The organism is Citrobacter meridianamericanus (assembly GCF_041320245.1).
GTDB lineage: Bacteria > Pseudomonadota > Gammaproteobacteria > Enterobacterales > Enterobacteriaceae > Citrobacter > Citrobacter meridianamericanus.
In genome coordinates, this window is record NZ_CP101036.1 from 4,325,313 (window position 1) to 4,340,403 (window position 15,091).

Annotated in this window: 15 protein-coding genes; 6 read left to right on the forward strand and 9 right to left on the reverse strand. The window is 53.8% G+C overall.

Annotated features, from left to right (window positions below):
- Positions 1 to 21 precede the first annotated feature (21 nt).
- Positions 22 to 846 carry a 2,3,4,5-tetrahydropyridine-2,6-dicarboxylate N-succinyltransferase gene (dapD, locus tag NMD08_RS21165; RefSeq protein WP_003837532.1) on the forward strand — a complete coding sequence of 275 codons (825 nt, stop codon included), beginning with the start codon at positions 22 to 24 and terminating at the stop codon, positions 844 to 846.
- A 109-nt stretch (positions 847 to 955) separates the two neighbouring features.
- Positions 956 to 1,342, forward strand: a complete 387-nt coding sequence (locus NMD08_RS21170; protein WP_003018562.1) for a DUF3461 family protein — start codon at positions 956 to 958, stop codon at positions 1,340 to 1,342.
- An 86-nt stretch (positions 1,343 to 1,428) separates the two neighbouring features.
- Here NMD08_RS21170 and cdaR read toward each other — a convergent pair whose 3' ends face one another.
- The 3 genes from cdaR to dgt form a co-directional block, all read right to left on the reverse strand.
- A complete protein-coding gene (gene cdaR / locus NMD08_RS21175; RefSeq protein ID WP_151216789.1) occupies positions 1,429 to 2,586 on the reverse strand; it encodes a DNA-binding transcriptional regulator CdaR in 1,158 nt (385 codons plus the stop codon).
- Positions 2,587 to 2,733: 147 nt separating this feature from the next.
- Positions 2,734 to 4,167, reverse strand: coding sequence for a serine endoprotease DegP (degP, locus tag NMD08_RS21180; protein WP_187253755.1), 1,434 nt, complete (start codon positions 4,165 to 4,167; stop codon positions 2,734 to 2,736).
- A 129-nt stretch (positions 4,168 to 4,296) separates the two neighbouring features.
- The gene (gene dgt, locus NMD08_RS21185; RefSeq protein WP_151224581.1) at positions 4,297 to 5,814 is read right to left on the reverse strand and encodes a dGTPase; all 1,518 of its coding nucleotides are present in this window, start codon (positions 5,812 to 5,814) and stop codon (positions 4,297 to 4,299) included.
- An 83-nt stretch (positions 5,815 to 5,897) separates the two neighbouring features.
- Between dgt and mtnN the strand changes: the two genes are divergently transcribed.
- Genes mtnN through NMD08_RS21200 form a run of 3 tightly spaced genes read left to right on the forward strand, consistent with a single transcriptional unit; the run spans position 5,898 to position 8,048 of the window.
- Entirely contained in the window at positions 5,898 to 6,596 is a 699-nt protein-coding gene (gene mtnN / locus NMD08_RS21190; protein WP_135323092.1) for a 5'-methylthioadenosine/S-adenosylhomocysteine nucleosidase, read from the forward strand.
- Entirely contained in the window at positions 6,589 to 7,389 is an 801-nt protein-coding gene (gene btuF / locus NMD08_RS21195) for a vitamin B12 ABC transporter substrate-binding protein BtuF (protein WP_151216787.1), read from the forward strand. Before mtnN ends, btuF begins: the two co-directional genes overlap by 8 nt.
- Positions 7,390 to 7,424: 35 nt before the next feature.
- On the forward strand, positions 7,425 to 8,048 hold the full coding sequence (locus NMD08_RS21200) for a TRIC cation channel family protein (RefSeq protein ID WP_151216786.1): 624 nt from the start codon (positions 7,425 to 7,427) through the stop codon (positions 8,046 to 8,048).
- A gap of 43 nt (positions 8,049 to 8,091) precedes the next feature.
- Here NMD08_RS21200 and erpA read toward each other — a convergent pair whose 3' ends face one another.
- Genes erpA through clcA form a run of 3 tightly spaced genes read right to left on the reverse strand, consistent with a single transcriptional unit; the run spans position 8,092 to position 9,939 of the window.
- Positions 8,092 to 8,436, reverse strand: coding sequence for an iron-sulfur cluster insertion protein ErpA (gene erpA / locus NMD08_RS21205; RefSeq protein ID WP_003018581.1), 345 nt, complete (start codon positions 8,434 to 8,436; stop codon positions 8,092 to 8,094).
- Positions 8,429 to 8,494, reverse strand: a complete 66-nt coding sequence (gene yadW, locus NMD08_RS21210; protein WP_122973801.1) for a small protein YadW — start codon at positions 8,492 to 8,494, stop codon at positions 8,429 to 8,431. Before yadW ends, erpA begins: the two co-directional genes overlap by 8 nt.
- Before the next feature lie 23 nt (positions 8,495 to 8,517).
- Complete coding sequence (gene clcA, locus NMD08_RS21215; RefSeq protein ID WP_151224580.1) at positions 8,518 to 9,939, reverse strand: H(+)/Cl(-) exchange transporter ClcA; 1,422 nt, start codon at positions 9,937 to 9,939, stop codon at positions 8,518 to 8,520.
- A gap of 168 nt (positions 9,940 to 10,107) precedes the next feature.
- Between clcA and hemL the strand changes: the two genes are divergently transcribed.
- The gene (hemL, locus tag NMD08_RS21220; RefSeq protein WP_151216785.1) at positions 10,108 to 11,388 is read left to right on the forward strand and encodes a glutamate-1-semialdehyde 2,1-aminomutase; all 1,281 of its coding nucleotides are present in this window, start codon (positions 10,108 to 10,110) and stop codon (positions 11,386 to 11,388) included.
- Between the two features lie 36 nt (positions 11,389 to 11,424).
- Here hemL and fhuB read toward each other — a convergent pair whose 3' ends face one another.
- Genes fhuB through fhuC form a run of 3 tightly spaced genes read right to left on the reverse strand, consistent with a single transcriptional unit; the run spans position 11,425 to position 15,091 of the window.
- On the reverse strand, positions 11,425 to 13,407 hold the full coding sequence (fhuB, locus tag NMD08_RS21225; protein ID WP_252838394.1) for a Fe(3+)-hydroxamate ABC transporter permease FhuB: 1,983 nt from the start codon (positions 13,405 to 13,407) through the stop codon (positions 11,425 to 11,427).
- A complete protein-coding gene (gene fhuD / locus NMD08_RS21230) occupies positions 13,404 to 14,294 on the reverse strand; it encodes a Fe(3+)-hydroxamate ABC transporter substrate-binding protein FhuD (RefSeq protein ID WP_151216783.1) in 891 nt (296 codons plus the stop codon). Before fhuD ends, fhuB begins: the two co-directional genes overlap by 4 nt.
- Positions 14,294 to 15,091, reverse strand: coding sequence for a Fe3+-hydroxamate ABC transporter ATP-binding protein FhuC (fhuC, locus tag NMD08_RS21235; RefSeq protein ID WP_286540983.1), 798 nt, complete (start codon positions 15,089 to 15,091; stop codon positions 14,294 to 14,296). Before fhuC ends, fhuD begins: the two co-directional genes overlap by 1 nt.

Here is a 15,091-nt window from a genome sequence, read left to right on the forward strand (position 1 = left end):
TATTATGGAAAGAGTTTAACAATGCAGCAGTTACAGAACGTTATTGAGTCCGCTTTCGAGCGCCGTGCCGACATTACTCCGGCAAATGTAGATACCGTAACCCGCGAAGCGGTGAATCAGGTTATTGCTTTACTGGATTCCGGTGCACTGCGCGTCGCAGAGAAGATTGAGGGTCAGTGGGTCACGCATCAGTGGCTGAAAAAGGCGGTCCTGCTCTCTTTCCGTATTAACGATAATCAGGTTATCGAGGGTGCGGAAAGTCGTTACTTCGATAAAGTACCGATGAAATTCGCCAACTATGATGAAGCACGCTTCCAGAAAGAGGGTTTCCGCGTGGTTCCGCCAGCAGCCGTACGCCAGGGTGCGTTTATCGCACGTAACACCGTACTGATGCCTTCTTACGTAAACATCGGCGCTTATGTTGATGAAGGTACAATGGTTGATACCTGGGCGACCGTGGGTTCCTGCGCGCAAATCGGTAAAAACGTTCACCTGTCCGGTGGCGTTGGCATCGGCGGCGTACTGGAGCCGTTACAGGCTAACCCGACCATCATCGAGGACAACTGCTTCATCGGCGCGCGCTCTGAAGTGGTTGAAGGCGTGATCGTCGAAGAAGGCTCTGTTATCTCTATGGGCGTGTACATCGGTCAAAGCACCCGTATTTACGATCGCGAAACCGGCGAAGTGCATTATGGCCGCGTTCCGGCAGGCTCTGTGGTTGTCTCCGGCAACCTGCCGTCGAAAGATGGCAAATATAGCCTGTACTGCGCGGTAATTGTGAAGAAAGTCGATGCCAAAACGCGTGGCAAAGTAGGAATCAACGAACTGTTACGCACCATCGACTAACCGTGATTTGAAAAAGCGGGCTTAGCCCGCTTTTTTTACATCTACGAGTGGCATAAACAAGGCTTTTCGTTAATTATTCAATGGTTATAGTGAGCTTAAGGGTACCGCTATGTATGACAATCTGAAAAGTCTGGGCATTACTAATCCTGAAGAAATCGATCGTTACAGCCTGCGGCAAGAAGCCAACAACGATATCCTGAAAATCTATTTCCAGAAGGATAAAGGTGAGTTTTTTGCCAAGAGCGTGAAATTCAAATATCCCCGTCAGCGTAAAACGGTTGTCGCCGATGGCGTCGGCCAGGGTTACAAAGAAGTGCAGGAGATCAGCCCCAACCTGCGTTATGTGATCGACGAACTGGATCAGATCTGCCAGCGCGATCGCAGCGAAGTCGATCTTAAACGCAAGATCCTCGATGATTTACGTCATCTGGAAAGCGTCGTGACCAACAAGATCAGCGAAATTGAAGCCGATCTGGAAAAGCTAACGCGTAAATAACCGCGAGTGAATGTGTTCGTATGCCGGGTAAGGCGAAGCCGCCCCCGGCATTTTGCCTGATAAGCGTAGCGCCAACAGGCAAGAAATTAATGCTGCTCATCCAACTGTAACGCGACATACAGAAGCAGTCGGTCGTCAAAATTCCCTAAATCCAGCCCGGTCAGCTCTGAAATTCGGTTCAGGCGATATTCCAGCGTATTGCGGTGGATAAATAACGCTTTGGAGGTCGCCAGCGGCTGAACGTTATGCCGAAACCACGCCGCTAATGTGCGACGCAGTAAGCCGTTGTTATCCATTGCTTTCAGCCGTACCAGCGGACGCGCCAGCTCGTTAGCCTGCCAGCCACCGCGCAAACTGTCCAGCAGCACCGGCAGCATTAAATCCTGGTAGAAATAGCTACGGCTTTCCGGCATCCGTTGCTTACCGACCATCATGGTCGTGCGCGCCGTACGATACGAACGGGCAATACTGCCAGGCCCGGTAAAATAGTTGCCCAGCGACACGCGAAAACGCAGCTGTCCGTTCTCTTTCATGCGAGCAATGAGCTGCTCAACCCGCTTGCGATGATCCTCAGCGTCCCAGCGGCCAAACTGATTGAGAGCCGGTTTCAACACCACCATCTCGGTCAAAGAAACAATCGCAATCAGATTATTACGTTCGGGCGTAGTCAATGCGCTCTGCAATTGCTGTAGCTCCGCCATCGCACTATCAACACCAAGCTGACCGCTATCGACCTCCACCACAGCCACCACACGCGGCTGGTTTAAATCAATGCCTAATCGCTGCGCCCATTCCATCAGCGCAGGGGTATTCTCTTCTGCCTGGATCAGGTTCATCACCAGTTCTTCACGCAGGCGACTATCCTGCGCTAACAGATGCATCAGACGCGACTGCTCCAGCATCATTTCCGCGGTCATACACACCAGTTCGCCATACTTGCGCAGATGTTCCGGTTCGCCGGTAAGCCCGATAACGCCAACGATTTCGCCTTCAAGACGCAACGGCAGGTTTATCCCCTGCCGCACACCGTGTAAATGCCGGGCCACCGCATCGTCAATGTCCACCACCCGACCCTGCGAAAGCACCAGCAGCGCACCTTCGTGCAATTCACCAATACGTTCGCGATCGCCGCTGCCAATGATCCGCCCACGGGCATCCATTACGTTGATATTGGTATCAATAATGCGCATGGTTCGCGCCACGATATCCTGTGCCATTTTGGTATCAAGATGCCAGCCAGCCATAAACCCCTCCTGTGAGCAGAGCTCAAGCATAGGGAAGATAATAAGCGGCGACATTGTGCAAATGCACAAAGCAGAAGGGATAAATATGGAGTTGTGGGAGGTATCACAAAAAGAACCCCTTCCTGTGCAGGAAGGGGTTGAGGGAGATTACTGCATCAACAGATAGATGGAGCTGTCGCCACGCTGAATGTTCAGCGCCAGTACAGCCGGTTTGCTCTCGAGGATTTTGCGCAGTTCGGCGATGTTTTTCACCGGCTGTTGGTTCGCACCGATAATCACATCACCTTTCTTCAGGCCGATCTGTGCAGCCGGACTATTCGGTTTAACGTCGCTAACCACGACCCCTTTGTCCTGACCTTTGTTGCTCATATCAGCACCTTCAATGCCTTTGAAGATAGAGCTGGAATCAACCTGAGTCTGGCTGCTCTGCTGCAGTTCCAGATTCACGGTGACTGGCTTACCGTCGCGCAGCAGGCCAAGGCTAATTTTGCTGCCTACCGGCATTGTCCCCACTTGCGCACGCAGAGCGGCAAAGCTGCTGATAGGTTTACCGTTCAGGGAGGTAATCACATCCCCGGCTTTAATACCTGCTTTCGCTGCCGAAGAGTTTGGCATCACCTGGCTGACAAATGCGCCGCGCTGAGCGTCAACTTTCATCGCTTTCGCCAGCTCAGAGCTCAGCTCGGTCCCCATAATACCCAGCTCACCACGTTTAACCTGGCCAAACTCAACCATCTGCGAAGTCAGGTTTTTCACCATGTTGCTTGGGATCGCAAAACCGATACCGATGTTACCGCCGTCCGGTGCGAGGATCGCGGTGTTAATGCCGATCAGCTCGCCGTTCAAATTGACCAGCGCACCACCGGAGTTACCCCGGTTAATCGCGGCATCTGTCTGAATAAAGTTTTCGTAGTTCTCCGCGTTCAGGCCGCTACGCCCCAGCGCAGAAACGATACCGGAAGTCACGGTCTCACCGAGGCCAAACGGGTTACCAATCGCCACGGTGTAATCCCCCACGCGTAACGCGTCGGAATCTGCCAGCTTAATTGCTGTCAGGTTTTTCGGATCCTGAATTTGGATCAGCGCGATATCAGAACGTGGATCTTTACCCACGATCTTCGCGTCAAATTTACGACCATCGCTCAACTGGACTTTAATCACCGTGGCATTATCCACCACGTGGTTGTTAGTCACGACATATCCTTTCGCGGCATCAATAATTACGCCGGAACCCAGCGCCATAAATTTCTGCTGCTGGCCGCCGCCATTGTCAGCGCCCGGCGCGCCGCCCTGGCAGAACGGAGAACTCTGGAACGGAGAACCGTCCTGACAGAACGGTGAATTATCACCAAAGAACTGCTGGAAATTACGCGGCATACGCGGCGTATTCACCGTCGTGCTCCCCTCGACGTTAATACTTACCACCGATGGCATCACTTTTTCGAGCATCGGGGCCAGGCTTGGCATCTGTTGGGCGGTCATTGCTGAAGACGACGTCTCAGCCGCAGTTGCAGACAGAGGGGACAACGCCAAGCCTAAACTCAGAGCCAGTGCACTCATTGCTAATGTGGTTTTTTTCATGTGTTTCGTTCTCGATTAACAGGTAACGCAAAATTGCTGTATACGTCAGAGTCGTTTTATAGCGCTAAGTTCCAGAATTGAGTTTAAGGAAAAAGTAAAATTTTATTGGTCGTCTTTACAAATGAGTATTTATTGTTCTACGGCCATCAAGCGACGATATTCATCCCAGGCATACAAATCTGTCATACCGCTGATATAATCCTGAATCAGCCGGCAGCGATAATAATATTCCAGTACCGAAAACTCAGCGCAACCTGTTGATATTTTACTAACCGCCTCTACATAAGCAAGACGATGGCGAGTAGACAACTTCTGAAATAATCGTGATTCGATAGGGAAACGTTTAACTCTTTCATTGTCGACCAGTTCAGTAAAATCTGACTGGGACATTTTTAATAAAGGCTGATAGATCTCCAGCAACCCGCTGATGACTCGGTAGCCCTGCAATTCCAGTTGCTCAACGTCTGGATGACTAAACACATGTTTTACCGCCACGTTTTTATAGACACCCAGCAACTGACTGAAGCTACTCGCATCTTCTAACAGCGCGTGATTAAAGCTACCCGCAAAAATCTGCGGTAAATTATCAATAAACCGCTGGGCCGCATACGGCACCAGTTTATTCAGCGTATTGACGCGTAAATACATAAAGAACTGATCTTCGGTGCTGCGGCTTAATGTATTTGAACGTGATTTTTCCCAGGCGTTCTCAACAACCTGACTAAACAGGGAACCCTTTTCATGGTGTCCCCACGCCTCATACAAATGGTGATAAAGTTGCTCGACGCTGAAGATTCTTTTCTCAACGGCATCCTCAAGATCGGCTACGCAATAAGAGATATCGTCGGCAGCTTCCATAATCCAGGTTAATGGAAAACGACTGTAAGGCGCTAATGATAATTCTTTACGCAACCGCTCAATATACGGTTCCTCGGAAAGATAATAGCCCGGTTTCTTCATTAAATAGTTATGTGTTTCAGGTGTACTGCCGCGCCACCATGCCGGACGGGTATATTTTAAAATACCGCCAACCTGCGCCCAGGTAAGATTCATTCGCATCAAAGTATGCACCAGACGAATACCCTGCGCATTGCCTTCAAAATGACAGAGATCCTGACGCACCTTGCGGCGAATATCATTCAGCGACTCTTCGCCTTCGCGTAAACGTAGCGCCGCAACCAGGCAGCGGTCGTCGCTAAGGGGCTGATTTTCCGCGTCGGCGGGATACAGTCGCTGGCGGAACCAGTCATTGATCGCCGCTTCACCAAAATGGCCAAACGGTGGATTCCCGATGTCATGCATCAGGCACGACATTTCGACAATACTCTCAAACGGCCCCGTCAGTTCATCCAGGCCATACTGCTCCAGCAGCTTGAGTTCTTTCAGCCGACTGAGGATCTCTTTCGCGATATAGCGCCCAACCTGCTGAACTTCCATCGAGTGCGTCAGGCGCGTGCGCACCGCGGCATTACGCTCCAGCGGAAAGACCTGGGTTTTTTGCTGCAGCCGGCGAATAGCAGGAGAGTTGATAATACGTCCACGATCGCTTTCAAAAATACGCAGGATCTCATGCTCCGTCTTCATGCCCTGCGGCGAACGGTAACGACGATGCCAGTTTATTTTTTTTCGGAAATCGATCTGTACCATATCCTCTCCCGCCTGAGAAATGCGCTACCCCTTAAGCGCATGATAGACTATGCCCTCAAATCTGGCTTATCGCGAGTAAATCTATGAAAATCGGCATCATTGGTGCAATGGAAGAAGAAGTTACGCTGCTGCGTGACAAAATCGAAAACCGTCAGACCATCACTCTCGGCGGTTGTGAAATTTATACCGGCCAACTGAACGGTACTGAGGTTGCGCTACTGAAATCGGGTATTGGTAAAGTGGCTGCGGCGCTGGGCGCAACGCTACTGCTCGAACGCTGCAAACCAGATGCCATCATTAATACCGGTTCCGCGGGCGGCCTGGCCTCTACGCTGAAAGTTGGTGATATTGTGGTTTCTGACGAAGCGCGTTATCACGACGCTGACGTCACCGCCTTTGGCTATGAATTTGGTCAGCTCCCGGGTTGCCCGGCAGGTTTTAAAGCCGATCCCGCACTTATCGCTGCGGCGGAATCCTGCATCGCAGAACTCAACCTGAACGCTGTTCGTGGTCTTATCGTCAGCGGTGACGCCTTCATTAACGGTTCTGTTGGTCTGGCAAAAATTCAGCATAACTTCCCACAGGCCATTGCCGTAGAAATGGAAGCCACTGCAATTGCGCACGTTTGCCACAACTTTAACGTGCCGTTTGTCGTGGTTCGCGCCATCTCTGACGTCGCCGATCAGCAGTCCCACCTTAGCTTTGACGAGTTCCTGGTGGTTGCCGCCAAACAGTCAAGCCTGATGGTTGAAACGCTGGTGCAGAAACTGGCGCATGGCTAAATCATTCTCCAGGGCGCTGGTCGCCCTGCTTTTCACTCTCCCGGCGTTCCTTTACGCCGCGCCGCGTGTTGTGACGCTTTCTCCTGCCAATACCGAACTTGCCTTTGCCGCTGGCATTACGCCCGTAGGCGTCAGCAGCTACTCGAACTATCCGCCCGAAGCGAAAAATATCGAAGAGGTATCAACCTGGCAAGGCATGAATCTTGAACGCATTGTGGCGCTCAAACCGGATTTAGTCGTCGCCTGGCGCGGGGGCAATGCTGAACGCCAGGTGAATCAATTGACCGCCCTGGGAATTAAGGTCATCTGGGTGGATGCCGTTACCATTGAGCAAGTCGCTGATGCGCTCCGCCAGCTGGCAGCGTGGAGCCCTAAACCTGAGCAGGCCAAACAGGCGGCGCAAACCCTGCTTGATGATTATGCTTTACTAAAATCTCAGTATGGCAACAAACCCAAAAAACGGGTGTTTCTCCAGTTTGGCGCAAATCCTCTGTTTACCAGTGGAAAAGGCTCCATTCAGCACGAGGTTCTTGAGGTATGCGGCGGAGAAAACATCTTTGCCGGCAGCCGGGTTCCCTGGCCACAGGTTAGTCGCGAGCAGGTCCTGGCACGCGCCCCTCAGGCAATTGTTGCAACCGGAGGTCCGGGCGAAACTCTGAAAATTGAGCAATACTGGGGAAACCAGCTAAAAATTCCCGTTATTACGCTGAATAGTGACTGGTTCGAACGCGCGAGCCCGCGTATTATCCTCGCCGCAAAACAACTCTGTAATGCGCTTTCACAAGTGAAATAGAGCCTGCCTGTCGGGCTATCAGTGGGGATTCGACAATGCTCGTCTATTGGCTTGATATTGTAGGCACTGCGGTATTTGCTATCTCTGGCGTATTACTGGCCGGAAAATTACGTATGGACCCGTTTGGTGTCCTGGTGCTTGGCGTGGTTACCGCCGTTGGCGGCGGTACAATCCGCGATATGGCGCTGGATAATGGGCCAGTTTTTTGGGTTAAGGATCCGACCGATCTGGTCGTGGCGATGATCACCAGCATGCTGACGATCGTACTGGTGCGCCAGCCCAGACGAATACCTAAGTGGATCCTTCCGGTACTCGATGCCGTTGGCCTGGCGGTGTTTGTAGGTATTGGTGTAAATAAAGCGTTTCTCGCCGGAACCGGGCCGTTAGTGGCGATTTGTATGGGAGTGATTACCGGCGTCGGCGGCGGGATCATTCGCGACGTGTTAGCGCGTGAAGTTCCGATGATTTTGCGCACCGAAATCTACGCCACCGCGTGTATTATCGGCGGGATCGTGCATGCGACGGCGTTTTATACTTTTAATGTTTCGCTGGAAAACGCCAGTATGATGGGAATGGTTGTCACCCTGCTAATTCGGCTTGCCGCTATTCGCTGGCATTTGAAATTACCCACGTTTGCGCTGGATGATAACAGCAGATAGCAAAAAGCCGTGTCATTAACACGGCTTTTTCATTCTCGCATACTTAAATGCTGAAAGAAGAACCACACCCGCAGGTGCTTTTCGCATTCGGGTTAGTCACAACGAAGCGGGAACCTTCCAGACCTTCGGTATAGTCAACCGCGCCGCCCACCAGATATTGCAGGCTCATTGGGTCAACGACCAGACCAACACCTTGTTTCTCAATGGTCATATCACCATCGTTTACCTGATCGTCAAAGGTGAAACCGTACTGGAAACCGCTGCAACCACCGCCAGTGATATACACGCGTAATTTCAGATTCGGGTTATCTTCGTCAGCGATCAGGCTTTTTACTTTATTGGCTGCTGCTTCAGTAAATTGCAGTGGCAGCGCTACGTCATCACTCATATTTTGCTCCAAACGACATCGGCAATTGGGTAAATTTCAACCCAATATTTTGGGCCATTATCTAATACCCTGGTATTTCGTTCAAGTATTCTCGCCCGTGGCGGCACTCTGGCTTTTTGCCGCCTGCTCCGCTTCCTGTTTCGCCAGCGTACGGGCAAGGATTGTCGAGTATAGCGGCTTCCCGCCCATAAATTGGGCTAATAGTGTTGCGCCAAGACAGGTAATAATCATTGGCAAAATGAGCTGATAGTTATCGGTCATTTCCAGTACCAGTATAATGCCCGTTAACGGTGCGCGCACCGAGGCCGCCAACAATGCCCCCATACCGGCAATGGCAAAGGTTCCGGCCTCCAGATGATAATGGGGAAACGAGGCCGCTGCCGCCATACCGAACGCGGTGCCAAGTAACGTGCCTAATGCCAACATCGGGGCAAATATCCCGCCTGGCGCGCCGGACGAGAAGCACAGCAACGTGGTAATGACGCGGGCAATAAAGATAAACAGCAGTAAACCAACGCTGAAATTCCCTGCCGCAGCGATAGGTATCAGGTTAAACCCGCCACCAGCCGCTTCAGGCGTAATTAAGCCAAGGATCCCGCACAGACCGCCGATCGCACCGCCCATCAGCACCCATTTTTTGAGATCGCCGCCGTGGAAACGCTGGAACATATCCTGAGTCCGCAACACCATGGTGTTGAACAACGGTCCGACACAGCCAAAAATAATCCCCAGGACCAGATACAACCACAGCGTGTTCACTGGCGCATTGGAGAGTTTACCAACCTCAATGAGCGGGGCCTCGCCGTTGAAAACACGAAACACAATGCTCGACATGATGACGCCGGTAAACACGGCTTTGATCGACACAAGGCTATAGCGAAACTGCGGGCGCATCTCTTCAATAATGAACAGGATCCCCGCCAGCGGAGCGTTAAACGCCGCCGAAAGCCCCGCAGCCGCGCCGGTCGCCAGCAGAGTATGCCGCGCCTCAGCGCTGCGCATGCGGAAAATATCCAGCACCATGCGCCCAATATTACCGCCAATCTGTACGGTCGGTCCTTCACGTCCGAGCACCATACCGGCACCCAGCGTACCCATACCGCCGAAAAATTTCACCGGCAGTACGCGCCACCAGCGCACAGGCCGCAGCTCTTCCAGCGCGCCTTCAATCTCTGGTATCCCTGAGCCGCCCGCTTCTGGGGCAAATTTACGCACCAGAAAGTAGCCGACCATCGCCAGCAATGCAGAGAGAATAAACGCCAGAGGCCACACCAGAACGGCATGGTCGGCAACCTGAACCAGCGCGCCAATGCGTTGATTCTGTACCCAAGTCACCGCTTTCTCAAATGCCACGCCAACCAACCCTGTTACGGTACCAACTACCGCTGCCATCAACAGGATCGCCAACGGCGTTTTGTCTCGTTCCAGGAGTCGACGGATTTGATCCCTACGGCGTAAACGCACAATTTGCTGTGCTTCAAAAGAGGGAGTGTCTGTCTTCATCAGATGATCATTAATTGGTAATACAAATACGAAATCGGCATTCTACTCGCACATTTCACGAAAATCCCCTGCAAATCGCATTGTTTCAAATGCGTAAAACTTTCATAACCTTCGCTGAATAACTAGAATAGCCCGCATTCACTTTTTCTACGAACCAGGACCCCATCCATGAGTAAGTCTGAAAACCTCTACAACGCAGCACGCGAACTTATCCCCGGCGGTGTTAACTCCCCCGTTCGCGCCTTTACCGGCGTGGGTGGCACTCCGTTGTTTATTGAAAAAGCCGACGGCGCGTATCTGTACGATGTCGATGGTAAAGCCTATATCGATTACGTCGGATCCTGGGGACCGATGGTACTGGGTCATAACCATCCGGCAATCCGTAATGCGGTGATTGAAGCCGCAGAGCGCGGTTTAAGCTTCGGCGCACCAACCGAGATGGAAGTGAAAATGGCGGAGCTGGTCACTGAACTCGTGCCGACCATGGACATGGTGCGTATGGTGAACTCCGGTACGGAAGCGACAATGAGCGCCATCCGCCTGGCGCGCGGTTTCACCGGCCGCGATAAGATCATCAAATTTGAAGGCTGCTACCACGGTCATGCCGATTGCCTGCTGGTCAAAGCCGGTTCCGGCGCGTTAACGCTGGGTCAGCCGAATTCTCCAGGCGTTCCGGCTGATTTCGCGAAACACACCCTGACCTGCACTTATAACGATCTCGTTTCAGTACGTGCGGCATTTGAACAATATCCTCAGGAGATCGCCTGCATCATCGTTGAGCCAGTCGCAGGTAACATGAACTGTATCCCGCCGCTGCCGGAATTCCTGCCGGGCCTGCGTGCACTGTGCGATGAGTTCGGTGCGCTGTTGATTATCGATGAAGTGATGACCGGTTTCCGCGTAGCGCTGGCCGGTGCGCAGGATTATTACGGTGTCGTGCCGGATCTCACCTGCCTGGGTAAAATCATCGGTGGCGGCATGCCCGTTGGCGCATTCGGCGGCCGTCGCGATGTGATGGACGCACTGGCACCGACCGGACCAGTTTACCAGGCGGGTACGCTTTCCGGTAACCCGATTGCGATGGCGGCAGGTTTTGCCTGTCTGACCGAAGTGGCCCAACCGGGTATTCATGAAACGCTGAACGAACTGACGACACGTCTGGCGGAAGGTCTACTGGAAGCCGCCGAGGAAGCAAACATTCCGCTGGTGGTTAACCATGTGGGTGGGATGTTCGGGATTTTCTTCACCGATGCCGAAACCGTGACCTGCTATCAGGACGTAATGGCGTGCGATGTTGAACGCTTCAAGCGTTTCTTCCATATGATGTTGGATGAAGGTGTTTATCTGGCGCCGTCCGCCTTCGAAGCGGGCTTTATGTCCGTGGCGCACAGCGAAGACGATATCAATAACACCATCGACGCCGCGCGTCGGGTATTTGCAAAGTTGTGATCCATTCGCCTCGCCTGTAAAGGCGAGGCGTTTACATTACCGGCTCTGCTTTCTCAGCAGATAGATAAAGTACGGCGCGCCAATAAACGTCGACAGTAACCCCGCCGGGATCTGATACGGAAACAGCACCATTCGCCCACACCAGTCAGCAAAGACCAGCAACACGCCGCCCGCCAGCGCCGAAATCAGCATATGCGGCATCGCCCGGCGAAAGCCCATCATACGAGCAATATGCGGCGCCATTAACCCGACAAAACTCAACGGTCCAATCGTCATGGTTGCGGTTGCCGTCAGCCCCGCAGCCAACAGCAGTAACCCTACGCGCGACGGCGTGATCGCCATCCCCACCGCCCGCGCCGTATCGCCGCCCAGCGGTAATATCGTCAGCCAACGACGACACAGTGGCGTCATCGCCAGCAGGATAACCATTACAATCCCGGTGCGCAGCACCTGTTCGCCACTCGCGTTATAGGTTGAGCCGGAGATCCAGGTTAGCACCCCCGCCATCCGCGGATCGCCGCTGGCCTGCAGCATCATCAGCAGCATTGTAAACGCCGTGCTGAGCGCCATCCCTGCCAGCAACATGCGGTGCGGCGAAAAGCCCCCGCGCCCGGCGGCAATCATAATGATAAGCAAGGTGGCTGCCGCCCCGAGGCTCCCGGCCGGCATCAGCCAGCCAAAGGCATTTCCGGGGACCAGAAATAACATTAATACCACGCCAAATGCCGCCCCGGAGCTAATACCTAATACTTCCGGGCTGGCCATTGGGTTTCCGGTCAGACGCTGAATAATACAGCCAGCTACCGCCAGCATCACCCCGGCAATCAGCGCTGCCAGAACACGTGGCCAGCGCCAGGGCATGAGTTCATCCAGCATCGCGCCGCTGGCCCATGTCCAGCCGTGCGCATCACGGCCAAACGCGAGCGCCACAATAACGGTCAGCAGCAATATCGCCCCACCCGCCAGCGCAAACATCAGTATATTCTGACGCTCAGCGGCGATACGGTTGCCGGCATTCATATCCGGCGCGCTCATACTCCTCAGGCGCGGCAACAGCCACAGCAACAATGGCGCGCCAATCAGCGCCGTCACCGAACCAGTGGAAACTTCCATCCATACGCGGGTCAGCCACAGAATAATTTGGTCAGAGAGCCAGAGGATTAATGCCCCAATCAGCGGAGCCAACATCAGACGCGACAGCAAACGCCGCGCGCCAAGCATTTTCGCCAGCAGCGGCGCAAACAGGCCAATAAAACCGATAATCCCGACGGCGTTAACCAGCAATGCGCTGAGAACAATCGCCAGCGACAAGGCCGCCAGGCGCGCCAGCGATAACGCCAGACCGAGGTTACGCGCTACGCCGTCATCCAGTCCCATCAGCGTCATTGGGCGCAGTAACAGCAGCGTCAGCATCACGCCGCCCAGCAACTGCGGCCACAGGCGTTGTACGCCGCTCCAGTCGGTTTGGGTTAACGTACCGCTGCTCCATAAAAACATGCTTTGCAGTTGATCGTGATGGAAGATAACCATCAACTGGTTAATCGCCCCGCAGTACAGGCTGACCACCAGCCCGGCAAGGATTAACGTCACTGGGGAAAGACGCTTGCCCCAGGCGACGCCAAACACCAGCGCCCCAACGACACATGCTCCCGCCAGCGCCGCAAATTGCGTGGTCAGGGCACCAGGAATCGACCATAGCGTGGTGACGGTAATGCCCAATTGCGCACCGGTCGCGACGCCCAGCGTGGTTGGCTCTGCCAGCGGGTTACGCAGCACCTGCTGAAACAAGACGCCAACCAGCCCCAGTCCGGCGCCGACCAGCAGCGAAATCGCCAGCCTCGGCAGCAGACTGTAGTGGAAAACCATCTGCTCAATGAGATTGATGTTTGGTGACCAGATAGCCTGCTGCCACTGGCTGCGCGGCAACGCAACGGAAAAATTCACCCAGGTCAACCAGCAGGCAGCCACAAACAGAATCGCCAGCAGAAGGGGCGGGAAAAGCGCAATTCGTTTACTCACGCTTTGCCTCCCAGCGCATTATCCAGAATGCGGGCAAAATGCATCGCCGAGAGTGTGGCGCCATAGAACCAGACGGCAGGTACACGCTGAAAACGTCCGCTGCGGACAAACGGCATTGCTTGCCACAACGGCGTAGACATCAGCACAGCCATCTCTTGATCGTTGCCGTGGTCAAAGCACAAAACATCGGCATCCTGAAAGGCTGCCAGACGGTCAATACTCACGGCAGTACTGCCCCAAAAGTTTGTCTCGCCCTGCCAGGCGTTGGGGATCGCATATTCGTCCAGCACGTCCTGGAACAGACTGTTCGGACCAAACACCAGCATATGTCGCGAATCAAGCAAGGATGTCAGCAGCACGGGACGCGCACCACGTTGAATAAAGCGCGGTTTCAGGCTGGCGATAAAACGATCGTACTCGGTCAGATGGCGTTCAGCAGAGGCTTGCAGATTGAACAATTGCGCCATTTCCTGCAGCGATCGTCGCGCAACGGCCAGCGGCTTTTTACCGTCACTGAAGTTAAATCCCCGGCCAGGCGCAATTCGCGCCAGCTTTTCGGGAGAAGGACCATAGCCTGCCGACCACAGCAGAAATGAGGGTTTCATTTCGGTCAGCAGTTCGAGATTGGGTTCCGTGCGTAGCCCAACGTCAATCACCGAGTCTGGCAACGGGGGCTCACTGACCCACAGCTTGTAGTTAGGGATATCCGCGATGCCATACGGCGTAATACCCAGCGCCAGCAGTAGTTCTACCGGTAGCCATTCCAGCGCCACAATGCGTTGCGTATCAACCACTGCAGCGTGTGCCGTATTCATCCGCCACAGCAGCGGCGACAGCGCCATCGCCGCAAGCAGCCGCCGACGGGTAATATGATGTAATTCAATCATTAATAGACAAAACTCACGGGTGCGGCACCAGCCGGATGTGGCAAAATGCCCATCGGGATACCATAAATCTGTTCCAGAGTTTCACTGCGCATCAGCTCAGCAGGCGACCCCTGGGCAATCATTTCACCACCGCGCAGCGCCACCAGATAATCGCAGTAGCGAGCCGCCATGTTGATATCATGCAGTACGGCAATCACCGTCAGCCCGCGCTGCTGACTTAAGCGATGCACCAGCGCAAGCACATCAACCTGATGGGCAATATCCAGCGCGGAAGTCGGTTCATCAAGCAGCAGGCAGCGGGTGTCCTGCGCCACCAGCATCGCAATCCACGCCCGCTGGCGTTCCCCGCCGGACAGGCTGTCGACCAGACGATGTGCCAGCGGTTTTAAGCCGACCAGCGAAATAGCTTCTTCTACTTTCTCTCTGTCAGCCACACCAAAACGTCCCAGTGCCCCATGCCACGGATAACGCCCAATCGCCACCAGTTCCCGCACCGTCATTCCTTCCGCTTGCGGCAGCTGTTGCGGCAGATAGGCGACCTTACGGGCAAACGCTTTACTGCTCCAGTTCTCCAGCGGCTGTTCGTTGAGCAGGATTTCACCTTCCGACGGCGGCTGATGGCGCCCCAGCATTTTCAATAACGTCGATTTTCCGGAACCGTTGTGGCCGATAAGGCCAGTCACTTTCCCCACAGGAAAAGTTAAAGAGAGAGGATGCAAAAGCGTGCGGCCAGGCACACGAAAGGAGACATTACGCAACGCAAAGGTGGTGTCGGGATGGGATCTGTTTTCCTGCAT

Excerpts from the sequence above, each read along its gene's own strand:
- btuF (WP_151216787.1), top strand. The coding sequence starts at position 6,589 with ATGGCTAAATCATTCTCCAGGGCGCTGGTCGCCCTGCTTTTCACTCTC.
- dapD (WP_003837532.1), top strand. The coding sequence starts at position 22 with ATGCAGCAGTTACAGAACGTTATTGAGTCCGCTTTCGAGCGCCGTGCC.
- cdaR (WP_151216789.1), bottom strand. The coding sequence starts at position 2,586 with ATGGCTGGCTGGCATCTTGATACCAAAATGGCACAGGATATCGTGGCG.
- fhuC (WP_286540983.1), bottom strand. The coding sequence starts at position 15,091 with ATGCAGGAAAACAGATCCCATCCCGACACCACCTTTGCGTTGCGTAAT.
- clcA (WP_151224580.1), bottom strand. The coding sequence starts at position 9,939 with ATGAAGACAGACACTCCCTCTTTTGAAGCACAGCAAATTGTGCGTTTA.
- hemL (WP_151216785.1), top strand. The coding sequence starts at position 10,108 with ATGAGTAAGTCTGAAAACCTCTACAACGCAGCACGCGAACTTATCCCC.
- erpA (WP_003018581.1), bottom strand. The coding sequence starts at position 8,436 with ATGAGTGATGACGTAGCGCTGCCACTGCAATTTACTGAAGCAGCAGCC.
- fhuD (WP_151216783.1), bottom strand. The coding sequence starts at position 14,294 with ATGATTGAATTACATCATATTACCCGTCGGCGGCTGCTTGCGGCGATG.
- NMD08_RS21170 (WP_003018562.1), top strand. The coding sequence starts at position 956 with ATGTATGACAATCTGAAAAGTCTGGGCATTACTAATCCTGAAGAAATC.
- NMD08_RS21200 (WP_151216786.1), top strand. The coding sequence starts at position 7,425 with ATGCTCGTCTATTGGCTTGATATTGTAGGCACTGCGGTATTTGCTATC.
- dgt (WP_151224581.1), bottom strand. The coding sequence starts at position 5,814 with ATGGTACAGATCGATTTCCGAAAAAAAATAAACTGGCATCGTCGTTAC.
- degP (WP_187253755.1), bottom strand. The coding sequence starts at position 4,167 with ATGAAAAAAACCACATTAGCAATGAGTGCACTGGCTCTGAGTTTAGGC.
- mtnN (WP_135323092.1), top strand. The coding sequence starts at position 5,898 with ATGAAAATCGGCATCATTGGTGCAATGGAAGAAGAAGTTACGCTGCTG.